The 23,301-nt window shown below is 39.7% G+C and carries 20 protein-coding genes and 1 other annotated feature; of the genes, 8 read left to right on the top strand and 12 right to left on the bottom strand.

Translation table 11 applies throughout. The features are described from left to right. Nucleotides 1-149: 149 nt before the first annotated feature. The gene (locus tag QNN06_RS06220; protein ID WP_213118289.1) at nt 150-659 is read left to right on the top strand and encodes a DoxX family protein; all 510 of its coding nucleotides are present in this window, start codon (nt 150-152) and stop codon (nt 657-659) included. 51 nt (nt 660-710) lie between these two features. Here the strand turns inward: QNN06_RS06220 and QNN06_RS06215 are convergent, their stop codons facing one another. The 5 genes from QNN06_RS06215 to pssA form a co-directional block, all read right to left on the bottom strand. After that, nucleotides 711-932 carry a hypothetical protein gene (locus QNN06_RS06215; RefSeq protein WP_217035268.1) on the bottom strand — a complete coding sequence of 74 codons (222 nt, stop codon included), beginning with the start codon at nt 930-932 and terminating at the stop codon, nt 711-713. A gap of 192 nt (nt 933-1,124) precedes the next feature. Continuing rightward, complete coding sequence (locus tag QNN06_RS06210; protein WP_284037259.1) at nt 1,125-2,483, bottom strand: sensor histidine kinase; 1,359 nt, start codon at nt 2,481-2,483, stop codon at nt 1,125-1,127. After that, nucleotides 2,461-3,162, bottom strand: a complete 702-nt coding sequence (locus tag QNN06_RS06205) for a response regulator transcription factor (protein WP_213118292.1) — start codon at nt 3,160-3,162, stop codon at nt 2,461-2,463. The genes QNN06_RS06210 and QNN06_RS06205 overlap by 23 nt, the downstream gene beginning before the upstream one ends. Nucleotides 3,163-3,195: 33 nt before the next feature. Continuing rightward, on the bottom strand, nt 3,196-4,473 hold the full coding sequence (locus QNN06_RS06200; RefSeq protein ID WP_284037258.1) for a DedA family protein: 1,278 nt from the start codon (nt 4,471-4,473) through the stop codon (nt 3,196-3,198). A gap of 198 nt (nt 4,474-4,671) precedes the next feature. Then, nucleotides 4,672-5,163, bottom strand: coding sequence for a CDP-diacylglycerol--serine O-phosphatidyltransferase (gene pssA / locus QNN06_RS06195; RefSeq protein WP_213118294.1), 492 nt, complete (start codon nt 5,161-5,163; stop codon nt 4,672-4,674). Between the two features lie 238 nt (nt 5,164-5,401). Between pssA and QNN06_RS06190 the strand changes: the two genes are divergently transcribed. Then, complete coding sequence (locus QNN06_RS06190; RefSeq protein WP_284037257.1) at nt 5,402-8,521, top strand: efflux RND transporter permease subunit; 3,120 nt, start codon at nt 5,402-5,404, stop codon at nt 8,519-8,521. Nucleotides 8,522-8,600: 79 nt separating this feature from the next. Here the strand turns inward: QNN06_RS06190 and QNN06_RS06185 are convergent, their stop codons facing one another. Both QNN06_RS06185 and QNN06_RS06180 read right to left on the bottom strand, forming a co-directional pair. Beyond that, a complete protein-coding gene (locus tag QNN06_RS06185) occupies nt 8,601-9,089 on the bottom strand; it encodes a GNAT family N-acetyltransferase (protein WP_213118296.1) in 489 nt (162 codons plus the stop codon). After that, nucleotides 9,086-9,748 (bottom strand): HAD family hydrolase, encoded by a 663-nt coding sequence (locus QNN06_RS06180; RefSeq protein WP_213118297.1) that lies wholly within the window; start codon nt 9,746-9,748, stop codon nt 9,086-9,088. The genes QNN06_RS06185 and QNN06_RS06180 overlap by 4 nt, the downstream gene beginning before the upstream one ends. A gap of 284 nt (nt 9,749-10,032) precedes the next feature. Here QNN06_RS06180 and QNN06_RS06175 point away from each other — a divergent pair, with 284 nt between their 5' ends. Beyond that, the gene (locus QNN06_RS06175) at nt 10,033-10,545 is read left to right on the top strand and encodes a nucleotidyltransferase family protein (protein ID WP_284037256.1); all 513 of its coding nucleotides are present in this window, start codon (nt 10,033-10,035) and stop codon (nt 10,543-10,545) included. Between the two features lie 216 nt (nt 10,546-10,761). Here the strand turns inward: QNN06_RS06175 and bioB are convergent, their stop codons facing one another. Then, a complete protein-coding gene (gene bioB, locus QNN06_RS06170) occupies nt 10,762-11,775 on the bottom strand; it encodes a biotin synthase BioB (RefSeq protein ID WP_284037255.1) in 1,014 nt (337 codons plus the stop codon). A 400-nt stretch (nt 11,776-12,175) separates the two neighbouring features. Between bioB and kynU the strand changes: the two genes are divergently transcribed. From kynU to metG, 4 genes are all read left to right on the top strand, one after another. Further along, nucleotides 12,176-13,462, top strand: a complete 1,287-nt coding sequence (gene kynU, locus QNN06_RS06165) for a kynureninase (RefSeq protein WP_284037254.1) — start codon at nt 12,176-12,178, stop codon at nt 13,460-13,462. A gap of 45 nt (nt 13,463-13,507) precedes the next feature. Then, nucleotides 13,508-14,356: a tryptophan 2,3-dioxygenase gene (gene kynA / locus QNN06_RS06160; RefSeq protein WP_284037253.1), complete on the top strand. Its 849-nt coding sequence runs from the start codon at nt 13,508-13,510 to the stop codon at nt 14,354-14,356. A 38-nt stretch (nt 14,357-14,394) separates the two neighbouring features. Further along, entirely contained in the window at nt 14,395-15,021 is a 627-nt protein-coding gene (kynB, locus tag QNN06_RS06155) for an arylformamidase (protein ID WP_217035229.1), read from the top strand. Between the two features lie 925 nt (nt 15,022-15,946). After that, nucleotides 15,947-16,219 (top strand) — a binding site (T-box leader). Nucleotides 16,220-16,275: 56 nt separating this feature from the next. Continuing rightward, nucleotides 16,276-17,910, top strand: a complete 1,635-nt coding sequence (gene metG / locus QNN06_RS06150) for a methionine--tRNA ligase (protein ID WP_217035226.1) — start codon at nt 16,276-16,278, stop codon at nt 17,908-17,910. Between the two features lie 25 nt (nt 17,911-17,935). On the opposite strand, the gene QNN06_RS06145 is transcribed toward metG, so the two are convergent. Beyond that, the gene (locus QNN06_RS06145; RefSeq protein WP_284037252.1) at nt 17,936-19,000 is read right to left on the bottom strand and encodes an undecaprenyldiphospho-muramoylpentapeptide beta-N-acetylglucosaminyltransferase; all 1,065 of its coding nucleotides are present in this window, start codon (nt 18,998-19,000) and stop codon (nt 17,936-17,938) included. Nucleotides 19,001-19,188: 188 nt separating this feature from the next. On the opposite strand from QNN06_RS06145, the gene QNN06_RS06140 reads away from it, so the two are divergent. Beyond that, nucleotides 19,189-19,266, top strand: coding sequence for a YjcZ family sporulation protein (locus tag QNN06_RS06140; RefSeq protein WP_261363809.1), 78 nt, complete (start codon nt 19,189-19,191; stop codon nt 19,264-19,266). 125 nt (nt 19,267-19,391) lie between these two features. On the opposite strand, the gene QNN06_RS06135 is transcribed toward QNN06_RS06140, so the two are convergent. From QNN06_RS06135 to QNN06_RS06120, 3 genes are all read right to left on the bottom strand, one after another. Beyond that, nucleotides 19,392-19,802 carry a hypothetical protein gene (locus QNN06_RS06135; protein ID WP_284037251.1) on the bottom strand — a complete coding sequence of 137 codons (411 nt, stop codon included), beginning with the start codon at nt 19,800-19,802 and terminating at the stop codon, nt 19,392-19,394. 810 nt (nt 19,803-20,612) lie between these two features. Beyond that, nucleotides 20,613-21,860, bottom strand: coding sequence for a cation:dicarboxylate symporter family transporter (locus QNN06_RS06125; protein WP_213118307.1), 1,248 nt, complete (start codon nt 21,858-21,860; stop codon nt 20,613-20,615). A 380-nt stretch (nt 21,861-22,240) separates the two neighbouring features. Beyond that, a complete protein-coding gene (locus QNN06_RS06120) occupies nt 22,241-23,215 on the bottom strand; it encodes an alpha/beta hydrolase (protein WP_284037250.1) in 975 nt (324 codons plus the stop codon). Nucleotides 23,216-23,301: the final 86 nt, after the last annotated feature.

Below are 23,301 nucleotides of genomic sequence, written 5' to 3'. Positions count from 1 at the left end.
AATAAAATGTCATGTAACAAATTGTTCAAAGCTTTTTTACGAATATGTGAATTAGCGAACAAAGAGCTCTCAGTTCAAATTAAATTTGCTATATTTACAGTGTAGAAATTATTTAAAACTTATATAAACCTTTTAAGGAGATGTTTCAAATGTTTGCAAATTGGTTGAGAGAAAACAAGATCGCCGCTGGAATTTTAACCGTCTTACGTTTATATCTCGGATATTCTTGGTTCACTGCCGGTTTTCATAAATTAACTGGAGGATTTGATGCAGCAGGATTTTTAAAAGGAGTTACTGCCAATCCTGTAAAAGGTCCGGATGGGGCGGTTGTTTATGGCTGGTATGTTGAATTCTTAAAAGGCTTCGCCCTTCCTAACGTTGATATCTTTAACTTTATCGTTCCTTGGGGAGAAGTTTTAGTCGGCTTAGGATTAATGTTAGGCTGCTTGACAACTGCTGCTGCATTCTTTGCCTTAGTCATGAACTTTGCGTTCTTCCTTGCTGGAACCGTATCTCACATTCCTACTGACATTTTCCTTGGCGTGATTATCTTAGCTGCAGGCTACAACGCAGGCCGCATCGGTTTAGACCGCTGGGTTGTTCCTTTCTTCCGCAAAACAGTTTTAAAAGCAAATGATCCGGTTAAACGCACTGCATAACCAAAAACACCTCTATCTCAGCCTTGAGATGGAGGTGTTTGTTCTTGTAGATTAATAGCTGTTATCTTCCTTGAAACTCTGTCTGCTAACGTACCAATTTGTAACCTGTGTCAGGATGGCAAAAACAACGAAGAAATTCATCGCCCAAACGTTAATGAACGGTTTAAGGCCGCCGAATTCAATAGTAGCGTAGCCTTTAAACTTCATGACAATCATGGACTCAATAAAAATTAAAATGAAACCAACAACACCAGCAACTGCCGCCCTAATCATTTCTAATCCCCCCGATAAATTTTTGCTATATACTCAAATGGAATTTTGACAATTTAGTGAACATGTTACTCCCATTATATAGCAAGTCGGTAAGATTCAAAAGCAAAACTACCTCGTCTTTTAAAAAATAATCTTTCAGAAAGAATGATTTCCACAGTGTTAATATTAGTGTTAGTTGCGTGAAATTCTGCTTCATTTAGGCAAAAGTAATTTTACAGTAGTCCCCGATCCTTCATTGCTCTCTATTTCTATTTCACCTTTGTGCAATTTCATAATACTTTTGGCGATATGCAGACCCAATCCAGTCCCCCCGGTTTCTCTGCTCCTCGCTTTATCCACTCGGTAAAACCGCTCAAAAATATTATGGATCTCCTCCTGCGGGATTCCAATCCCATAATCTTTTACACGAATAATGGCAAATTGTTCTTTCTGCTCTAAGAAAACCTCAATTTTTTCCTGACTGTATTTCATGGCATTGTCTAGCAAAATGATAATAACCTGTTTGAGCTTTAATTCATCTGCATGAACAATGAGAGAAGACGTATCATATTCCAAGGTTATTTCTCGTTTATATACTTGTTTTAGTTGCTTCAAAATATTTTGGCATAAAGAAACCAGGTTTACTTCATGGATTTCTAATTCTGATTCTCGTTCAAGAGTGGCTAAGTCTAAAAAAGTATCTGTCATTTTTTGTATCCTAGTTGCCTCAGAATGAATAGCTTGAATGGCTTCGTCAGCCATTTCTTTATTTTCAAGCCCGTGCCTTCTCAGTAGATTTGCATAGCTTTTAATGACCGTTAACGGGGTTTTTAATTCATGAGAGGCATCAGAAATAAACTGCGATTGCTTTGCTAAGTTCTCTTGAAGTCTATCTATCATTCGATTAAATGTTTTAGCCAAAGTTTGCAGCTCATCTTTTGCCCTATTTTGAATGGTGATAGTCTTCGGAACACCACTCTTTTCAATTTCCTCCATGGTAGTAATCATATTGGAAATCGGCCTCATGATCATATTCGACAGCCATCTTCCTCCGAGTAAGGATATTATAGCAGCTAGGATAGTACTAAATATTAAAATTGCTCTAAGAATCTCTTTCCTTGCTTCTAAACCCTGTAATCGTTCTCCAATTTCCAGACTTTCTTTAAATTGTTTACCAGTATGAATTGGAAAATGCACAACCAATACTTGCTCTTCTCCATTTTTCCCAGAAATTAAATAAGTTTGGGACTGTTGATTTTCTGCATATCTCCCTTTAATCTTTGTGGATAATACCTTATCATTCGAAACTTCGTAGATGATTTTGTTCCCGGGACCGATGATTCGGATATAGGAGTATTCTGATAAAAATCCTTTTAATTTGTCCTCAATACCACGAGGGGATTGGCTGTTATCAATCTGTTTTTCGATATCTGCAGCTTTTTGAAAAAGCATATCCTCTTCCATATTGATGGTTGTTTTCATAAATAAGAAGAAGACGACAACATTAACGAGTATTAAAATGCAAAGCATCCAGGCAGTTGTTAAAAGGTTAATTTTTGTCGTGATCTTCATCCGTTTTCTCCTTTATCGTAAAACCAATCCCTCTGACTGTTGTAATTAACGGGACAGAAAAGCCCTCGTCAACCTTTTTTCGCAGATGTCTGATAAAAACATCGATTACGTTGGTCTCTCCCTCGTATTCATAGCCCCATACATTAAGGATGATGTTCTCACGTGTGACGACCTTATTTTTATTCATGACTAAATAGACCAAGAAATCATATTCCTTCGGTGTTAATGAAATGGGTTTTCCGTCCCTTTTCACTTCTCTTGATTCCTTATTGATAATAAGATCCTCTACAATCAATTGAGATTTTTCCCCATTCGGGCGATTCCGCAGACACGCGCGAATACGGGCTAGGAGTTCTTCAATTTCAAAAGGCTTTGTGACATAATCATTAGCACCATGATCTAGCCCTGATACTTTGTCAAAAGTTGAATTCCGTGCTGTCAAAAGAATGACAGGGGTGACTGTGTTTTCCCTTCTAAATCTCCTTAATACTTCCATTCCGCTTAGCTCTGGCAGCATGACATCCAATAAAATTAAATCAGTTTCTGTTTGTAAGGCCGTTTCTAATCCTGCCTTCCCAGTGTGTTCAACTGTTACCTGATACCCTTCATACTCAAGCTCCATCTTTAAGACACGAGCAATTTGCGTCTCATCCTCAATGACTAAAATATGTGTTTTCACGAAACCTTCGCCCTTCCAAAGACTTTTATTAACTTAATTTTTTTCCAATACAAGCCGGAACATTTCAAACATCAAGAAGTTAAAAAAGATCCAGACTCCACCATATACATATCCTCCAGCAATGTCGCTTGGAAGTACTTCCGTTGAAGCTATATTTGCTATCGCAATTTCTATTAATAAGATTACACCAAATAGAGAACCAAAGAGATGTATAAAATTATTTTTCGAATGACGGACGAGCAAAAATAAGCAAGTCCCATAAATGATAATTGTTAAAGTACTCAGTAAATCAGGAAAATTACTTGAATGAATTTTCCCTACAAACCCGATTGATTCAAGAAAGGAAAAAAGCTGAAGGACTGATTCATGAAACAACCTTGCCCCTAAAATAGGAACAAAAAGTAATAGAAACTCAAGTACCCTGTTCTTTCCTTTTCTCCAAATGCGGATGATGGTAATTCCGATAATAGCACCGAAGGCATATGGAAATTGGAAAACAAGAAAAGCTTTCATCCAGTTCCTATAAATTGCAGATTCAACCATATATTCAGTAATTTCATTGAACTGACTAAACTCACCATATAAATAGTCTTGAGCCATTCCCAGCATCAAGGTCACCATACCTATTAAAACGAAAGTGAGGAAAATAAGAAAGATTTCCGTCTTTCTAACGGTTTTTAGATAACTCAATAACCCCTGTATGAAATGAATAAGAAAGTCCTTAATTTGATTTTTATAATAACGATATACCAAATAGCCTGCTAACAATACAGCCAAAACAATGATAAAGATAACGAAGTATTTACTTGCCGCGTGATGAAAAACCTCCCAGCGGGGCCCCAAGACCTTTCCTAAAGTAATAAAGCAAAGACCCCATAAAAAAGACCCTAAGTAAGCAGGAATGATGAATTTTTTAAACGGCATTTTTGAAATCCCGGATATATAACCAGTGAAATGCCTAATTCCAGGTATAAAATAGGCAAAAATCAACAATTTACTACCATACCGTTCAAACCAAGCAGCTGTTTTTTTATACCGCTCAGGTCCAAGATGAATATATTTCCCGTATTTTTCTATAAGTTTATATCCTCCCGCTTTTCCAATCCAGTACGTTGCGGTTATTCCTGCGCCACCCGATAAAAAAACTGTCAGAAGTGCTAAAATATAATTCATTTTTCCCTGATAGACAAAATAGCCAGCATAGCTCATTAAAAATTCGCCTGAAATAGGCAGAGCCATTAATTCTAGAAAAATCCCCATAAATAGTATCAGATAACTATGCTGTTCAAATAAAGTAATTAAATGTGACATATACATGCCTCCAAAATTTATAAAAAGAAAAACAAAAGGATCAACTATCGTTCTAAAAACAATGTAGCACGATAAATCCATATATTTACTATATTAATGAATTCTTAATCCTTTATTAAGAAAACAAAAAGGCGAATGGATAAAATAAAAAAGCTATGAATATGAAGGTTCCTAGCTTTTTTAAAAAGGAAAATTTAATTAAATTTTTTTAACTCTAATTGGACTTACCATTAAGAGGGCTAGGATTAACGTAATCCATGCATTGCTATATGAGAAGAATCCCATACCAGCCAGTGGCAGGCCGGCCGCTGGAATGGGCAGTCCTTTAAAATAGCCGATCGTTGGCTTGACGCTAAACCTGGCTAATCTTAATGCCCCCATCATCGGAAAAAGGATAAATGCCAAAGAAGTTAATATAGATGGTGCAGCAATTGAATGGAATAAAAGAGCAGGGGCAACCCCAAAACTCACAATATCGGCCAAGGAGTCCAGTTCTACGCCCAATTCACTGTTCACTTTTAATTTCCTCGCAATCCTTCCGTCAAGAAGATCAAAAACAGCTGAAAAAAAGATAAAAATGGCGGCAGCTTCGATAAAGCCACTCATATTCAAGGTTATAGAAAGAACACCGCACAATAAATTTCCTAGTGTAAATAAATTAGGAATCGCTTTTATTAAATGTTTGAACAAGGTTGTCCCCCCTGACTTTTAAATCCCCCATTTATTTAGCTTTTTCTATATATTCTTCCGTTATTCTTAAAATGATTTTTCCATCTTAATGAAATATTAATCTTTTATTAAGTGAACAAACAGGTTCGTTTTATATACTTTGAAGTGCCCAATTTTATTGTAAGTCCATTCATGAATTCACAGCAGAAACGATCATGTTTTGGGTTATATCATATATGGAGTAATGGGAGGAAAAACAATGAAAAAGTTAGTAGAGGCAACCATGCAAAGAGCCATTCTTATGATTGTGTGTGTTGCCATAATCTTGTCCTGGGGAGGTATTTCTGCTTACCAGATGCAAAGAGATTATTTACCTGGGATTAATAACACCACCCTTTCAGTTAGTATGAGAGTACCTGGTTATCAAGCGGCTCAGGTGAAACAACAGGTTACTGATAACCTTGCAAGTGCCGTCAAAACCGTGGATGGTTTGTCCAATGTCGAAACCACTTCATATGACGGCGGCATATTTATGAGTTTGTATTTTCCGATGAATACAGATATGAAGCTAGCCGAGGACCAAGTAAATAAAGCCTTGGCCAATGCCGACCTTCCGTCAACGCTTACAAGCACTCCTTCCGTGACTCGATTAACAACAAGCTCATTTCCAATTTTGACTTACAGTGTAACAAGTTCAAAATTGGATGAACAAACACTTCGTTCCACTGCAACACAGGAAATAATCAAACAATTAAAATCCGTTCCTGGAGTAGCGGATGTATCCGCAATCGGGGGAGCAAAAGATGGATATGTATTAACTGTCCGCATGAAAGACCTTGTGAAAAATGGATTAACATTAGATGATGTGAATAAATCGTTTGCTATGGCTGTTCCATCGATGCCGCAAGGGAATATTGTAAACAACCAATTATCAATTCCAGTTTCCTTTGATGGTTTACCATTAACCGAGCAGCAAATGGAAAACGCAACAATTAAGAATAAGGAAGGAAAAGTCATTCCTGTATCGGCATTCGGTACCATTACACATTCCTTAAATGACGTAAAGACTGTCTCAAGAACAAATGGAGCGCCAAGTGTTACTTTAAATGTGATTAAAACACCATCGGCCAATATTACTGATGTTGCTGAACAAGTTAAAGACCGTGTTTCTCATCTTCACTTGGATACAGTAAATCCAAAAGATGTTTCATTCCAAGTTTTACTTGATAGGGAAAAAGAATTAAACAGTTCTCTTTTCGGTTTAATTCGAGAAGGTTTGCTTGGCTGTTTATTCTCGATGATCTGTGTGTTCTTCTTTTTCCGAAATGTAAGATCAACTTTATTAATAGCTATTTCACTACCAATTTCCTTATTAGCGACAACGGCTTTTTTAAAGTCAATGGGTATCACGTTAAACATCCTAACGGTTTCCGGTTTGATCGTAGCGATGGGACGTATTGTCGATGATTCGATTGTTATCTTAGACAACATGTATCGGAAACGGGAAGAATCGAAAGATAAACCGTTGCTTTCCATTCTTGCTTCATCTGTTGTTGAAATGATTCCAGCGATTTTAGGCTCTACCTTAACGACTATTGCAGTCTATATACCAATCGCCTTTGTTGGCGGCGTCATTAGTGCATCATACAGCGGATTCGCTTGGTCTGTCGTGATTGCACTCGTCATTTCATTCTTTGTTGCCATGCTTGTCATTCCTGCTCTTGCGTTTATGGGATGGAAAGGCGGAAACGGAGAAAAACAAACGGTCAAACTCGATTCGAAAATGAAACCAATTTTACAATCTGCATTCAAGCACAAAAAAGCGATGATTATTGTTTCGATCTTAGTCTTTTTAGGTGCCGGCATCTATTCTGCGTTCCTTCCGGTAAGTCTATTGCCTAGTGGAAAAATCGGACAAATTGCCATAAAAGCAGAATTACCTAAAGGAAGCACCTTAATCCAGGTAGATTCTGAAGTGCAAAAAATTGAAAAAACATTAAAAGAAAATCCAAAGGTGGATGCCTATTCTGCCAATTTTGGTTCAACCATGACACCTCAAAGTGACGACGTGTTTGACCAAGGCGGCGGCTTTATCACCTATCCGAATGTTGCTAACCTTTCAGTTGTTTTGAAGAACGACAAGGATGCAGATTCCGTCATTAAAGAGCTGCAAAAACAGCTTCCGACCTTAGCGAAAGATGTAACTTATACAGTAACAAGCCAGAACATTTCTGGTGATGATTCACAAATGCGTATTTTGTTCACTGGTTCCGACCAAGCGACATTGGATCAGGTAGCGCAGGAAGCACGAACAAACCTATCGAAAATTGCAGACTTGAGTGTCGATGGAAAAGTTGATTTAACAAACGGTGCTCCTAAGTACAAGGTGACGTTTGACCAAAAGGCAATTCAGGATAAGGGGGTTAAAGTGGCGGACATTTTGACCGTTGTAAATCGTTATATGTCTGCATCGAAGGATGCTACAATTATGGTGGATCATAAGGCCCTTCCTGTGGACCAATTTTTAGATCAAATTGCTTCAGGTGACAACTCAAATATTACATTAGAGGCTTCTGCTGATGATGTTTTAGCATCTCTTGCTGCTGAAACGTTTAGCGGGAATAATGGTGAAGTGGTCCGATTTGACCAAATCGCTAAAATCTCGAAAGACCAGTCCCCATCAACTATTAGCGAACGGGATGGTCAGCCATTCTCTCTGGTGACAGCACAGATTACATCCAATGATATTGGTAAAGTGTCAAGCCAAGCAGAGAAAGCTCTAAGCAGCATGAAACTTCCTAGCGATGTAACGTACTCATTGGGAGGAATCTCTGAGCAAGTAAAAGACATGATTTTTGATATGTCTGTTGCAGTAGCATTTTCTATCCTTTTAGTATTACTGATTACTTCATCCATTTTCAAAGGCTGGAGAGCTCCATTATCAGTGCTATTAAGCATTCCGCTGGCATTAAGCGGCGTGGTTATCGCGTTAATTTTATTCCATGGTGAATGGAATCTAGCAGCATTGATTGGAATTCTCATGCTTACAGGTATAGTGGTAACCAATGGTATTGTGTTAATTGACAAAATCGAAAGAAATCGAAAAGAGGGCATGCCTGTTGAGGAAGCGGTATTGAATGGCAGCCTTTCAAGGATTAGACCAATCTTGATGACAGCAGCAGCAACTGTACTTACATTATTGCCATTGGCATTTTCTCATAATGCCGATACCGTTATATCGCAGACACTCGGCATTGTCGTGATTGGCGGTATGGTCACTTCGACCATCAACAGCTTTATTATCATTCCGATTATTTATGAATGGCTGCATAAAAAGGCTTCAAAAAATATATCGATGAATGCAAAAAGTATCAGCTAAAAAGCTTATAGAAATGGCTTGGAGTAATGATAAAAAAGGTGATTGACACATTTTGTGCCATCACCTTTTCTTTTTTACATTAGAATGTCACCAGCATATCCCAAGATGTTCCATCAACACCTATCTTTTTAAAGCCAAATCTTTTGTATAACTGCAGGGCAGGATTAGTTGGGTCGACGCTTAAAGAAATCCCTTTATATCCGAATTCTTTTGTGGTTCTTAGTATTTCGCCAAGCAAAACAGTCCCTATCCCCTTTCCCCGATATTCCGGCATAAGCGCCATACCCAATAGAGGGGTTTGACTATCGACAAAGCCGTAGGTTTTATTGGATTCATCGAACAATCGAACCCAAACCGCCCCGATAGGTTGATGATCATGATCCTCCGCAATAATGGCCGTGTCCCCGTTTCTGCCCCAGTCAATTAGAGATTTTTCAATATGCGGTTCGTTCAAAATATCCCTGGTTGGCCGCGGCTGACCTTCTGGTATATAGATAGCTTGATATAGCATTTCCCATAAAAATTGTTCATCTTTGGTGGTACCGAGCCTAATATTATATCCGTTCATTCGTTTCCCCCCTTAATTTTTTGCAATAATTGCTTCAAGTTTATCTCTTCCATTGAAGACAGCCTGTGGCTATGGCCATGAAACTCTAAATGCGATGTAACTTGGTTTGGCACTACTACGCAATGAATTCCTGCTTCTCTTGCCGCTCTGAGACCATTCAAAGAATCTTCAAAGGCAACCGCTTCGGATGGTTTGATGCCTAGTGCTTTGACAGCTTGAATATATAATTCTGGGTTCGGTTTCACTTTAGAAACATCGTCCCGTGTTTTTATGACATTAAAGTACTTGAAAATATGGAGCTTTTTTAAAAAACCTTCCACCCACTCACGGCTTGAGCTGGTGGCCAAGCCAATTTTCAATCCTAATTCTTTTGCTTCTTTAAGGTACTCCTCCACGCCTTCCCGTGCGGCAGGCTCCTTCATTTTTTCTAAAACTATTTGTTTGACAGAGTTTTCAATGACTTCGGAATTTATTGGTGTCGACAGGTTTTCTTGGATATAAGCAAATAGTTCGGTGTCGTCCGTTCCTATGACTTTGGAAAACTGCTGCAGCGTAAGGTTTATTCCATAGCCTTTTTCTAGGACTTCCTTATAAGCCTCGAACCAGATGGTTTCCGTATCCACAATTAATCCATCAAAATCAAATATGATTGCCTTCAATTATGTATCACCTCTTTTAATTTAGACGAAAGTTTTTGGAAAAGGTTTTACCGGGTCGGAATGTTTTGCTGGGGTGAAAATTCATAACGATCGGGGCATCGGTTTTTTATGCTGTCCAGGTGTTATAGATTTTCAAAGAATTACGGGACCCTATAGGAAAAATATGTTAGATTTTATTTAAGCCGTACTTCATATGGACTACATTATTTAAAAATAGCTAAGGAGTGTTAAAAATTATTAAAAATCAGGAAGATATTATTCAAGTTATCAGAGAAGATATCTGGATGATGGAAATTTTAAAAATAGCAAAAACCATGAATCTGCCTGATTGGTGGATATGCGCAGGGTTTGTCCGCTCAAAAATATGGGATGTATTGCATGGATTTACCACCAGGACCCCTCTTCAGGATATCGATGTAATTTATTTTAATCCGGAAAATATAGATGAGTATGATGAAAAGAAGCGTGAAGAAAAACTAAAAATCCTGAGGCCTGACATTCCATGGTCGATAAAAAATCAGGCCAGAATGCATGTTATTAACAAACTTGCTCCCTACTCTTCGGCTGTGGATGGTATTTCGAAATTTCCCGAAACAGCAACAGCGGTTGGAGTGAAACTCGATGAAAAAGACAACTTAGTAATTGCTGCCCCATGGGGAATCGAGGATTTGATTCATATGGAAGTTAAACCGACTCCATTATTTTTGGCAAATATGGAGCTTAATAAAGTTTATTTTAATCGGGTTAAAACAAAGAAATGGGAAGAAACATGGAATCAATTAAAGATATCAACCTAATTTTCGGATAACAAAAATCTTCATAACTTCCACGTAAGTTCTCTATAAGTTCTACACAAGAATCTAATAATATAAAAGTAACTTAATTAGGAAATAAGTTTATTGAACTCATTTCTTAAAACTTCCCATAATTTTGATTGGTGCTTACACCAATCTATTTTTTTGCCATTTAAAAATTATCCCCCCACCATTCAGCGAGCAGTGAGGGGGCTTTCTTTAATAGGTTTCCGCAAATGTCTGGCTTTCTGTTTCAAATGGGTTCTCTTCAATTTCGAAGCCTAGGTCTTTAATGAGTTGATAGTCTTCACTTGCCCCTTGGCCGGCAGTTGTCAGGTAATCACCGACGAATATGGAGTTGGCGATGAACAGCCCTAGATTCTGCAGGGAACGCAAGTTAAATTCACGGCCGCCTGAGATGCGGATTTCTTTTGTCGGATTGATGAAACGGAATAGCGCTAAGATTTTGAGACATCGCATCGGTGTAAGGTCGTTTAAATCCTCTAGCTTCGTTCCTTTGATTGGGTGAAGGAAATTGACCGGGATGGAGTCGGCATCCAGTTCCCTTAGCGCAAATGCCATCTCAACAATATCATCATCAGTCTCTCCCATTCCACAAATGACGCCAGAGCAAGGGGAAATCCCTGCTTTCTTCACATTTTCAATCGTTTCGATACGGTCGTCATAATCATGTGTGGTGGTGATATTAGCATGGTGATTGGCACTTGTATTGATATTGTGATTGAAGCGGTCTACTCCTGCTGCCTTCAATTTGTAAGCTTGCTCCTCACTGACCAATCCCATACAAGCGCAAATCTTGATTTGCTCGACCTCGCTCTTAATCTCTTGAACTGCAGAAATGACGGTATCAACTTCGTTATTGGTCGGTTTCCGTCCGCTCATGACGATACAGTATGTACCGATTTTGTTTTTCTTTGCTTCCTTGGCGCCCTCCACAATGGTCTGCTTGCTGATGAGGGTATACCGATCGATTTCCGTTTTTGCTTTAATGGACTGCGCACAATATCCGCAATCCTCTGGACATAGACCGCTTTTGGCGTTAATGATTAAATTTAACTTTACCTTCTTACCATAATAATGTCTGCGGATTTCATAGGCGGCATTGACTAGAGACAAGATATCGTCGTCTTTAGAGTGCAAAATTTCCTTGGCTTGTTCTTTTGTTAGAACGTATCCTTCGAGCACTTCATTTGCTAGTTTTGACCAACTCACATTATCACCTCAATTTTATTTGTTAACTAAAATTACAAACAGGTTAACATATAAAATTATAAAACAAGTAAACTGTAAATTAAACCATTTTGTACCAAAGTTTTTAGGGATGCTATTTGCGAGTTAGCAGTTGGCTTTTAAAAAGTATAATCTTCACAAATTCCACACATCTTCCCCCTAACTTCTACATAACTTTTCCCTATTATAAAGGTAACTTAATTAAGAAATAAGTTCGTCGAACTCATTTCTTAAAACTTCCCATAATCTTGATTGGTGCTGTCACCAATCTATTTTTTTGCCTCCTTTTCACAAGTGTCCACGAGCGGTGCCTGACACCCATTTCCTATACATTGTTACGTTGCAGTTGGAATATATATTTTATAAGAAAAGGAGGAGACCGATGAACGTAGAAGATTTTGTGCCAACGCTGGATTTTGCCAGAAAATTGGACAATGAAGATGCTCTTTCGGGATTTCGTGATGAGTTTTTCATCAAGCCGGATTCCATTTATATGGACGGAAACTCTCTAGGTTTGCTTTCCAAACGGGCGGAACGGACCCTTCTCGATACTATCGAAGCTTGGAAGGAATTTGGAATCGATGGCTGGACAAAAGGAAAGCAGCCATGGTTTTTCCTATCAGAAAAATTGGGAGAAATGACGGCACCCCTTATTGGAGCAGCTCGGGACGAGATAATTGCCTGCAGTTCCACAACTACTAATCTCCATCAGCTCATTGCTACTTTTTATAAACCAACAGGATCCCGGACGAAAATATTAGCCGATGAATTAAACTTTCCTAGTGATATTTATGCATTAAAAAGCCAGCTACAGCTTCATGGTCATGATCCGGATGCCCACCTTATATGCGTGAGGAGCCGCGATGGTAGATTCATAGAAGAGGACGATATTATCGAAGCGATGACCGATGACGTTGCCTTGGTCATCCTTCCGACAGTATTGTACCGGAGCGGGCAAGTACTGGATATGAAACGGTTAACGGCGGAAGCACATAAGAGGAATATTTTAATAGGTTTTGATGCCTGCCATTCGATTGGCGCCATCCCTCATTCCTTCAGCGAATGGGATGTTGATTTTGCCTATTGGTGCAATTACAAATATTTAAACGGCGGGCCTGGGGCAGTCGGTGGTTTGTATGTGAATCGGAAACATTTTGGGGTATCCCCTGGTTTAGCTGGATGGTTTGGCTCGAACAAAGAGAAGCAATTTGATTTGGAGCATACCTTTACACCGGCGGAAACAGCGGCCGCTTATCAAATTGGCACACCACATGTTTTGAGCCTCGCCCCTCTTATTGGCTCCCTGGAGATTTTCGCTGAAGCCGGGATTGAGAATATTCGATTAAAATCCCTTCAATTTACCCGCTATTTGATGAAATTAATTGAACATGAGTTGACTGATTTGGATTTCGTGGTTGGAAATCCTCAAGAGGATTCTCGCCGCGGTGGACATGTCAGTCTTGAGCATGATGAGGCGGCCCGCATTTGCAAAGCATTAAAAGAAAATGGGGTCGTTCCAGATTTCCGAGCTCCTAATATCATCCGGCTGGCTCCGGTTGCTCTTTACAACACCTTTGAAGAAGTTTGGAAGGTTGTTCAAGTTCTGAAGGTGATTATGTCGGAGAAGCAGTATGAGAAGTTTGCCAATGAGCGGGATATCGTCGCGTAGTATTTGGTCTTTTTTAAAAAAAATTTAATAAAGGAGCCTAAATGTATGGAAAGCGATGCGCAAGACCAAAACTTTGGTTTAGATAAGGAAATTAAGACTGACTTTCAAAAAGAAATGTCCTACGGGGATTATCTTCAGCTCGATAACATCCTATCGAGCCAGCGGCTGTTATCCGACCACCACGATGAAATGCTGTTTATCATCATCCACCAGACGAGCGAGCTATGGATGAAGCTAATTCTGCACGAAGTGAACGCAGCCATCCAATGTATTCTCCGAAACGATTTGGAGCCCTCGTTTAAGATGTTGTCTCGTGTTTCCAAGATTCAGCAGCAGTTAATCCAGTCGTGGAATGTTCTCACGACCTTGACGCCTGCTGATTACATGCAATTTCGCCATAAACTTGGACGTTCTTCTGGGTTCCAATCGTATCAAAATAGGTTGATTGAGTTTGCGTTAGGTCAGAAAAACCCAGGGAAATTGGCTGTTTATCGGCATCAGGCTGATCTATATAAAAAGATGTGCGATGCTCTTGGCGAGCCTAGCATTTATGATGCAGCCATCTCCGCCCTTGCAGCTAATGGATTACCTGTTGATGGAGTTGTGCTGAAACGAGATTGGTCGGTGTGTTATGAGCCAAATAACAGTGTCGAGGAGGCGTGGCTGGATGTATACCGCAATACTGATAAATACTGGGACCTCTACGAACTGGCTGAAAAACTGGTCGACATCGGCAATCAGCAGCAGCTCTGGAGGTTTCATCACTTGACGACCGTGGAGAGAATTATTGGCCATAAAAAAGGAACTGGCGGATCCTCCGGTGTCCCATATTTAAAAAAGGTCATTGACCATCAATTCTTCCCGGAGCTCTTGAGCCTAAGGACAAAGCTGTAATACACTTAGGCTATAAATGTGTTGGAGGCGGTATTTGAATGAATAAATGGATAGATATTTCGCAGCGGCTGGATAACAATATTGTCGTTTGGCCGGGGGATACCCCTTTCTCATATAAGGTAAGCTGGAGCATGGAGGAAAGCGGCTCCTGCAATGTCGGCGAAATCACGATGAGTGCTCACACCGGTACCCACATTGATGCTCCATTCCATTTTGATAATGATGGAAAAAGGGTTATTGATTTGGATATTAATTTGTATATTGGCCCGGCGCGGGTTGTTCATTTGCCGAATGTGGCAAAAATAGGAGTTAAGGAGCTTAATGGTGTGGATTTGGGAGGCGTTGAGCGACTTTTAATTCGGACTGATGCTTGGTCAGACCGTCGTGCGTTTCCTAGTTTGATTCCCCCGGTAGAGCCGGAGTTGGCGGCGTATCTTTCTGAGAGGGGTGTACGACTGCTTGGACTCGATTTACCATCCGTGGACGCTATTGATAGTAAAGAGCTTTCCGCTCACCATGAGCTTACTCGCTGCGGGATTCATATTTTAGAGGGATTGGTCTTGGATGAGGTAGAGCCAGGGGATTATGAGTTGGCTGCTCTGCCGCTGCCATTGGTGGAGGCAGATGGAAGTCCGGTGCGGGCTGTGATTCGGAAATTAAGATAAGAAGAATCCCTGCCGTTTGGCAGGGTCTTTTCTTTTATGTGAGCAGGGTTGCGGTATTTTTACCCGTAACAGTCTTATTTTTGTTAAAAGGTAAAAATAGAAGGTTTATTTTTACCGTTCCATCCTCCATTTTCAAGGTTCGGGCAAAATAGCGGGCTTATTCTTCCCGTTCTAGCCTCTATTTTCAAGGTTCGGGCAAAATACCGGGCTTTATTTTCCTGTTCCATCATCCATTTTCAGGTTTTGGGCAAAATAGCAGGCTATATTTTTACCGTTCTACTCAAAATTTTCATGTTTCGGGCAAAATAGCGGCCTTATTTTTACCGTTCCACTCAAAATTTTCATGTTTCGGGCAAAATAGCGGCCTTATTTTTACCGTTCTACTCAAAATTTTCATGTTTCGGGCAAAATAGCGGCCTTATTTTTACCGTTCCACTCAAAATTTTCATGCTTCGCGCAAAATAGATGCCTTATTTTTACCGTTCCACTCAAAATTTTCATGTTTCGGGCAAAATAGCGGCCTTATATTTTTACCGTTCTACTCAAAATTTTCATGTTTCGGGCAAAATAGATGCCTTATTTTTACCGTTCCACTCAAAATTTCATGCTTCGGGCAAAATAGATGCCTTATTTTTACCGTTCCACTCAAAATTTTCATGTTTCGGGCAAAATAGCGGCCTTATTTTTACCGTTCTACTCAAAATTTTCATGTTTCGGGCAAAATAGCGGCCTTATTTTTACCGTTCCACTCAAAATTTTCATGCTTCGGGCAAAATAGAGGCCTTATTTTTACCGTTCCACTCAAAAATTTCACGTTTCGGGCAAAATAGCAGGCTTTGTTTTTCCCGTTCAATACTTAAAGCCCATTTTCAAATATTCATTGATTTTGAAAAATTTACCCTTTATAATAAATCCAATATATTCATCATAAGCGATGATGAGGAAAAGTAAAATGACGATACTTTCACCAGAGAGCTTCGGGAGCTGAAAAGAAGCAAAGTGACTCATTTGAACAATGGCCTCTGAGCTCCGTCCTGAACGTTACTCCCTGTAACTAGTAGGCTGCGGCGAGAGTTGGTACTCGTTATCAAAACCACAGTATCGAACATCAACGTTCCGTACTTGCAGAGACTGATTGCGTGAGCAGTTAGTAAATTAAGGTGGTACCACGGGATATTAATATAACCCCGTCCTTATCTATTTTCTATGGATAAGGGCGGGGTTTTTTGTTTTTCAAAAAAGGAGGTAATTGAAATGAATGTATTTATTGGAGGAGCATGGCCGTATGCGAATGGATCGCTGCATCTCGGTCATATCGCAAGCCTTTTGCCGGGCGATATTTTGGCCCGTTACTATCGGCAACGAGGAGAAAATGTATTGTACGTTTCTGGAAGTGACTGCAACGGGACACCGATTGCTATCCGCGCCAAACAGGAAGGTGTTTCCCCAAAGGAAATTGCCGACCGCTACCATAACGAGTTCGACGACAATTTTAAAAGGCTAGGATTTTCATACGATTGCTACACGAGAACAGATTCAGAGCACCACCATAAAACGGTTCAGCAAATTTTCTTGGATCTCATCAACAATGGCTATATTTATAAAAAAGAAATCGAGCAAACGTATTGTGAATCCTGCGAGCAGTTTCTTCCTGACCGATACGTCGAGGGGATTTGTCCCAATTGCGGTCAGCCATCACGCGGCGACCAATGTGATTATTGCTCCACCATGCTGGACCCAATCGACCTATTAGAGAAAAAGTGCAAGCTATGCGGGAATACTCCGGCCATCAGGCAAACGGAGCACTTCTATTTTTCATTAACAAAATTCAAAGAACCGCTCACAAACTTGGTTTCCAGAGCTAAAAAGAATGCTGCCTGGCGGCAGAATGCTATCCAATTAACAGAAAGATATATCAACGAAGGACTGCAAGACCGAGCTGTATCCAGAGATTTACCTGTGGGAATCAGCGTACCCGTAAAAGGATATGAAGAGAAAAAAATCTATGTTTGGATTGAGGCAGTCTCGGGGTATTATTCCGCCAGCAAAAAATGGGCCTTGGATTCCGGAAAAAACGATTCAAAATTTTGGAGTGAGGACGCCATTTCTTATTATGTGCACGGAAAAGATAATATTCCTTTTCATAGCATCATTTGGCCAGCGATTTTACTAGGCATTCAAAACAAAAAGCTTCCTGACCATATTGTTTCGAATGAATATTTAACGCTTGAAAAGAAAAAGATTTCGACCAGCCGCAATTGGGCTGTTTGGGTGCCGGACATATTGGAAAAATACCATCCCGATTCGCTTCGTTATTTTTTAACAATAAACGCCCCTGAGAATCGGGATACTGATTTTTCTTGGAGGGAATTTATTTATAGCCACAACTCCGAGTTGCTTGGCGGGTATGGGAACCTGGTCAATAGGACGTTGAAGTTTATTGAAAAATATTACGGAGGCCATATACCAATTGGTTCTATTAAACCTGATATTCACGCCAAAATAAAAAAGGCCTATCAGACGGTTGGTAAGAGTATTGAAGGCGGGCATTTCAAACAGGCATTAGAAGAGGTTTTCATTCTCGTCCGATTAACGAATAAATATTTTGACGAACAAAAGCCATGGAAACAAATTGCTGAAAATAAAAGCGAATGCGACCAAACCATTTTCAATTGTACGATCGTCATATTGAATTTAGCGCAATTATTAGCACCGTTTTTGCCGTTCTCCAGCAAAGAGGTCAATCAGATGTTTGCTCGTTCCGAGTTTACATGGGAATCTACCGATTCTGTCCCGGACAAAATTACTGGAGTGAAGCCATTATTTGAACGAATTGACGTGAAGGCAATTCAAGATGAATTAGAAAAATTAAATACCCAATCCAATTAAAAAAGCTAGCCTTCGCTAGCTTTTTTTATCTATATTTATTGATTTCCGTAACCAGCGTCTGCAGGGCTTCCCCTTGCTGTGAACGCTTCATATTCTGGCGGATCTCCGCACTTTTTTGGTCAAGCTCTTCCAGATGTTTCAAAAGCGATTCACTAGTTAATTGTTCTTCTTCAAGGGTGAAGGAGAATCCTTTTTGCGCAAAGGCTTTTGCATTTAAAATCTGGTCGCCCCTGCTTTGCTGCAGACCGAGTGGAATAATTAACATCGGGATATTTAATGCCAAAAATTCAAAAATGGCATTGGAGCCTCCCCTTGTAATCACCAGGTCTGTTGCTGCTAAAATATCCGAGAGCTCTTCATGTACATATTCAAATTGCTTGTACCCTGGAACGCCTTCAAGGCTGGGATCAAGATTATTTTTCCCACACAAATGAGCAATTTGGTACTTTACCGTCAGCTCTTTTAGCGAGCCTCTTACTGCCTCATTGATCTTTCTTGCCCCCAGGCTTCCACCCATAATGGTCAGAATCGGCCGGCCGCCATGGAATCCTAGGGAGCGTTTCCCTTTGTCCGCCGAGCCCTCTAAAATTTCCTTCCTTATTGGTGAGCCAATGGCCTTCACTTTACCTTTCGGAAAGTATTTTTCCGTCTCTTCAAAGGATGTAAAGATTTTGTTCGCAAACCGTTGGGAAATCTTATTCGCCAGACCCGGAGTCATATCACTTTCATGGATAAAGATCGGGATTTTTAAAGAACTGGCTGCAATTATGACCGGAACAGACACAAATCCACCTTTCGAAAACACCAAATCGGGCTTTAATTTTTTCAAAACCCTTCTTGCCTCTAGGCAGCCCTTCAACACTCGGAAGATATCCTTAACATTTTCAAAATCAATATACCTTCTCAGCTTCCCGCTGCTTATTCCATAATACGGGACTCCGATTTTTTCAATTAATTCCTTTTCAATGCCCTTTTTGGAGCCAATATATTTTATATCCCAGTCATTTCTTATCTCACTGATGATGGCGAGATTTGGTGTAACATGGCCTGCGGTACCCCCGCCTGTAAAAACAATCGTCTTTTTCGACATTTCTGCCTCCTACAATCTTTGCATAATAGAATAATTATATGAAATTGTTGAAGGCAATACCATCTTTTAGAATTTTATTTTTTCAACAGATAAAGATATTTCGGTATAATTCCATACTTGTCCAGTTCAAAAAATAAACCCTTTGAATACATTGTAGTACCTGAAAAGGAGGTGAGGTTATGTACGGCATGGGCAACAGTTTCGTATTGATTGTCGTTCTGTTCATCCTTTTGATTATTGTAGGAACAAGCTTCATGGGATACTAATTCTGTTTGGACAACCCTCCTAAACATCCAACCGTTTTGAAGCGTGGCAGCCACCACGCTTTTTTTTATTTTATTAGAATAAGGACGAACAAGACCAAACCTGGGATTTGGTCTTTTTAACGATTTTAGGCCACTTTAATTGCTTTGCCAAACGGCACTCTTGGAAGGAATACGCCCGGTACAAGCCAAAACATTTCATAATCGAGCTTTTCTATGTCTTCGGAAAAAAAGCCGGTGACATCGGTAATATAAAACAGCGTATCGATTTGTTCTTGCTTCGCCCACTCTAGAACTAATGTATAGGAGGATTTCCCGTGAGAATACCATTTAATCGTGTCGCTCTTCACCGGAGAAATGCTCCTTATTTTAAAATCTGCTTGAACCAAAATCGTATCAGGTTTGACTGTTTCAAACAGTTTGACTATGTTATTGATGAGAATCGTTGGGGCATCATTACTTGAAGTGTCCACTGCCAAGGCCACCTTTTTATCCTGACGCTCCTGAATCATCGAAAGAATCCGCTTATGCCATTTCATACCGTTTCCCCCTTTGCAATATTCAAGCGACCGCTATTATTTTCGGTAATCGAGAATCGGTTTATGATTGGATAAATACGGCAGTAACATGCATAATGGCGCAGATTTCAGACGAAAAATTATACCCATCATTTATATTTTTTTGTCGATTATTTGAGAGGCTTACTGGCGAAAATACTTCATGAACATATTTTCAATCCCGAGATTCATACCGTTCGCGACAGGTAAATGCAGTCTTCATCTTCATAAAATCATACATTAGCGCCGCTTTTCTTCCTTTATCTGTATGTCGATTTCGTTTGTGGCGCAGGCAATCCATGAATCCAAAATCACAGTGACATGGGTCAATTCCACGTTTTAGGCAATTGTCATGCCACTGACAACATTCATCAACATCATTAATGGGGGCACCCGGCCCGCTGCAGCCTGGACCTCACCAGCGGTAACCAGGGAATATACAAAAGCCAAATGGATTTCTTTGTCCTCCGTTATGCAAAAAATTGCACCTCCCTCAAGTGGTTGTCCTATATTACTAAAATATGTGTAACCATTTGAAAAGGTATTGGCGCATTTACTACTATTTTACATTTTCAGAGATTGCAAAAAAAACGCCTGGAACTTCTTCCAGGCGTTTTTTCGTCAAAATATTAACAATATTTTACAAACCTTCACAAATGTAGTTTTACCTTTATTCTTGGTAATTTTTTCAGACTAATCTAATTAAACAAGGACCTATTTTTTCAAAGTTCGCCATAATAAAAAGGCGCCTGACACCATAAAAGTATCAGACACCTTGATTTATTATTACCACTATGCCACTAATTCTTTTACCTCGTCATCAACCTTATGGCCTTCCCATCTTGAGATTACGATGGCAGCCAAAGAGTTGCCGACGATATTGACGCAAGTCCGTGCCATGTCTAGAATACGGTCAATCCCGGCGATGAAGGCAAGACCTTCTACTGGGATACCTACGGTTCCCAAAGTGGCAAGAAGAACAACGAATGATACACCTGGAACCCCGGCAATCCCTTTAGAGGTAATCATCAATACCAGCACCAACGTAATTTGGTGGCCGATGCTCATATGGATTCCGTACATTTGTGCAATAAACAACGCCGCAATAGCTTGGTACAAGGTAGAACCATCCAGATTAAAGGAATAGCCCGTTGGTATAACGAAGGAGGTAATCGCCTTTGGACAGCCGAGTTTCTCCATTTTTTCCATAATTTTTGGAAGAACTGTTTCCGAGCTTGCTGTAGAATAACCTAATAATAGTTCGTCTTTCAAATATTTCAATAGCTTAAAGATATTAAAACCGACTATTTTAGCTGTTAATCCTAAGACCACTAAAATAAAGAACGCCATGGCACCGTACACAACGATGACCAATTTCCCTAAAGGAATTAGCGAAGATAACCCAAATTTTGAAACTGTTACACCAATTAAGGCAAATACACCAATTGGAGCAACCTTCATAATTTGATTGGTCACATAGAACATAGCATCAGCTGTTCCCTTGAAGAAATTGATTATCGGGGTTCCTTTTTCCCCAATAGCGGCAACGCCCAATCCGAACATGACGGAGAAGAAGATGATCGCTAACATATCACCGTTCGCTAATGACTGCATGATATTGGTCGGAACAATATTGACAAAAGTATCAACCATTGAATGGGTTTCTGTTGTTTTGGCAGTTTCCACATACGTGTTAATGTCAGTTTTAGTTAAGTGAGAACGGTCAACGCCAGTCCCTGGATGGAAGATGTTACCGGCCAAAAGACCAACAACAATGGCAATTGTCGTAATGATTTCAAAATATAGCAGCGTTTTGCCGCCGAGTTTCCCTAAAGATTTCATATCACCGGTACCGGCAACCCCTACTATGATACTCGAAACCACAATTGGTACAACAATCATTTTAATTAACCGAATAAAAACGTTTCCAATTGGCTGTAAGTAATCAGCAATATGCGGGTTTCCATAGAAAATGGCACCAACAATAATACCAAGCACTAAACCAATGAAGATTTGCCAAGCCAAGCTAATTCTTTTCATAACATGCACCTCTCCTTGTTGAAATTAAAACTGCATAGAGGAATTTTTCATTTTACCTCTTTACTTTCAAAAAACAAATGAAGATAATCACAATTCCTTCGCCTAATATAATTTTATTTTTAAATTGTATTTAAATCAATGGCAAAGTGATACCATTTTTATCTAAACCATTTGGACTATTTTGAAAATATAACTATTTCACAATATCAATTAACTATGTAAATTGAACTATAACATAAATGAAAACTCGCCGATTGGCGAGTCCGATAGGACGAAGACAGAGGCGTAGTTGAATTTATGCGTTAGTAAAGTATAAATTTGTGAAAATTTACACTTTACTATTAGCCAAAAAAGAACTCTGTTGCCAGAGTTCAGTTTATTTATGACAGCCTTTGTTTAATTTTTATACATTCCTGAAAAAATTTTTCAGGCTCTTCAAAGTTCAGCAGATGGGCCGAGTTTTCAAACCAAACGAATTCTTTCTGCGGGCATTGCAGTACATCAAAATATTGCTTGGCCAGCTGCGATGGTGTTTGATAATCCTGCCTGCCGGCAAAAATGTAAACCGGCACCTCCAACTTCGCCGCATTCGTTATGAAATCTACCGCCAAAAGCTCTTCCCACATGGTCTCCAAACAAAATCTTCCCGCTTTTATATAAGAAAACCAGTCCTTCAGTGTATATTCCTTGGCAAACAGCATGTTGGAATAAATCAAATTAAATTCATTGACCCCGATATAGGAGCCCCCAAACTTTGTCAGCCATTTCCTTTGGACATTTAAGTAGTCCATGTCAGCAGGATTATAAACAAGCCCTTCTAGTTCCTTAAGAGCTTTCACATTTTTTAGTTCACGGGCCTTGTTCAATGTATATTCATATGATAGCTTTTCCCCCGCACGCATATCGGCCACCTGGCCAATGCCGATATAGCTAGAGATATATTGCGGACACTTCTGAACAGCCAATATACCAAGGACCGTTCCCCATGAATGTCCTACGAGGATCAGCTTTTCCTTTTTGAAACGTTTGAGGAGATATTCGATTAATTGAATAGTGTCGCTTAAAATGATATCAACGGTCAGTTCCTCTTTTCTGACATCGGGAGAGTAAGATAATCCTGCCCCTCTTTGGTCCCAATTGACGATTAAGAACTCCTTTTCAAGGTCCTTTTGAAATTTGGGAGCGAATCCAATTTGCGCTGTGCCCGGTCCGCCGTGCAAAAACAGCATAATAGGCTGGTCAACATTTTCCCCTCTGAATAGGACCCATTGCTTTCTGCCGCCAATCATCACCTCTTCCAAGGATGCAATGGATTCCGTTTGGCTCTGTATCTTTTTCGTTTTCCTCGCGAGCATTTCGCACCACTCCAATAGTCTGGAATTTTTTCCACATCAAACCATATTATAAATCCTGTTAACTTCTTTTTATATAAAAAATTTAG

The organism is Neobacillus sp. 114, assembly GCF_030127045.1.
Lineage (GTDB): Bacteria > Bacillota > Bacilli > Bacillales > Cytobacillaceae > Neobacillus > Neobacillus rhizophilus.
The sequence above is the reverse complement of the archived record's forward strand: the minus strand, read 5'-3'. Positions and strand labels throughout refer to the sequence as shown.

Bases quoted from the DNA above. Each gene is read 5' to 3' on its own strand.
- metG (WP_217035226.1), top strand. From the start codon at position 16,276: ATGAATGTATTTATTGGAGGAGCATGGCCGTATGCGAATGGATCGCTG.
- QNN06_RS06190 (WP_284037257.1), top strand. From the start codon at position 5,402: ATGAAAAAGTTAGTAGAGGCAACCATGCAAAGAGCCATTCTTATGATT.
- QNN06_RS06215 (WP_217035268.1), bottom strand. From the start codon at position 932: ATGATTAGGGCGGCAGTTGCTGGTGTTGTTGGTTTCATTTTAATTTTT.
- kynA (WP_284037253.1), top strand. From the start codon at position 13,508: ATGGAAAGCGATGCGCAAGACCAAAACTTTGGTTTAGATAAGGAAATT.
- QNN06_RS06210 (WP_284037259.1), bottom strand. From the start codon at position 2,483: ATGAAGATCACGACAAAAATTAACCTTTTAACAACTGCCTGGATGCTT.
- kynB (WP_217035229.1), top strand. From the start codon at position 14,395: ATGAATAAATGGATAGATATTTCGCAGCGGCTGGATAACAATATTGTC.
- QNN06_RS06145 (WP_284037252.1), bottom strand. From the start codon at position 19,000: ATGTCGAAAAAGACGATTGTTTTTACAGGCGGGGGTACCGCAGGCCAT.
- QNN06_RS06135 (WP_284037251.1), bottom strand. From the start codon at position 19,802: ATGAAATGGCATAAGCGGATTCTTTCGATGATTCAGGAGCGTCAGGAT.
- QNN06_RS06125 (WP_213118307.1), bottom strand. From the start codon at position 21,860: ATGAAAAGAATTAGCTTGGCTTGGCAAATCTTCATTGGTTTAGTGCTT.
- kynU (WP_284037254.1), top strand. From the start codon at position 12,176: ATGAACGTAGAAGATTTTGTGCCAACGCTGGATTTTGCCAGAAAATTG.
- QNN06_RS06200 (WP_284037258.1), bottom strand. From the start codon at position 4,473: ATGTCACATTTAATTACTTTATTTGAACAGCATAGTTATCTGATACTA.
- QNN06_RS06175 (WP_284037256.1), top strand. From the start codon at position 10,033: ATGATGGAAATTTTAAAAATAGCAAAAACCATGAATCTGCCTGATTGG.
- QNN06_RS06185 (WP_213118296.1), bottom strand. From the start codon at position 9,089: ATGAACGGATATAATATTAGGCTCGGTACCACCAAAGATGAACAATTT.
- QNN06_RS06140 (WP_261363809.1), top strand. From the start codon at position 19,189: ATGGGCAACAGTTTCGTATTGATTGTCGTTCTGTTCATCCTTTTGATT.
- QNN06_RS06220 (WP_213118289.1), top strand. From the start codon at position 150: ATGTTTGCAAATTGGTTGAGAGAAAACAAGATCGCCGCTGGAATTTTA.
- QNN06_RS06120 (WP_284037250.1), bottom strand. From the start codon at position 23,215: ATGCTCGCGAGGAAAACGAAAAAGATACAGAGCCAAACGGAATCCATT.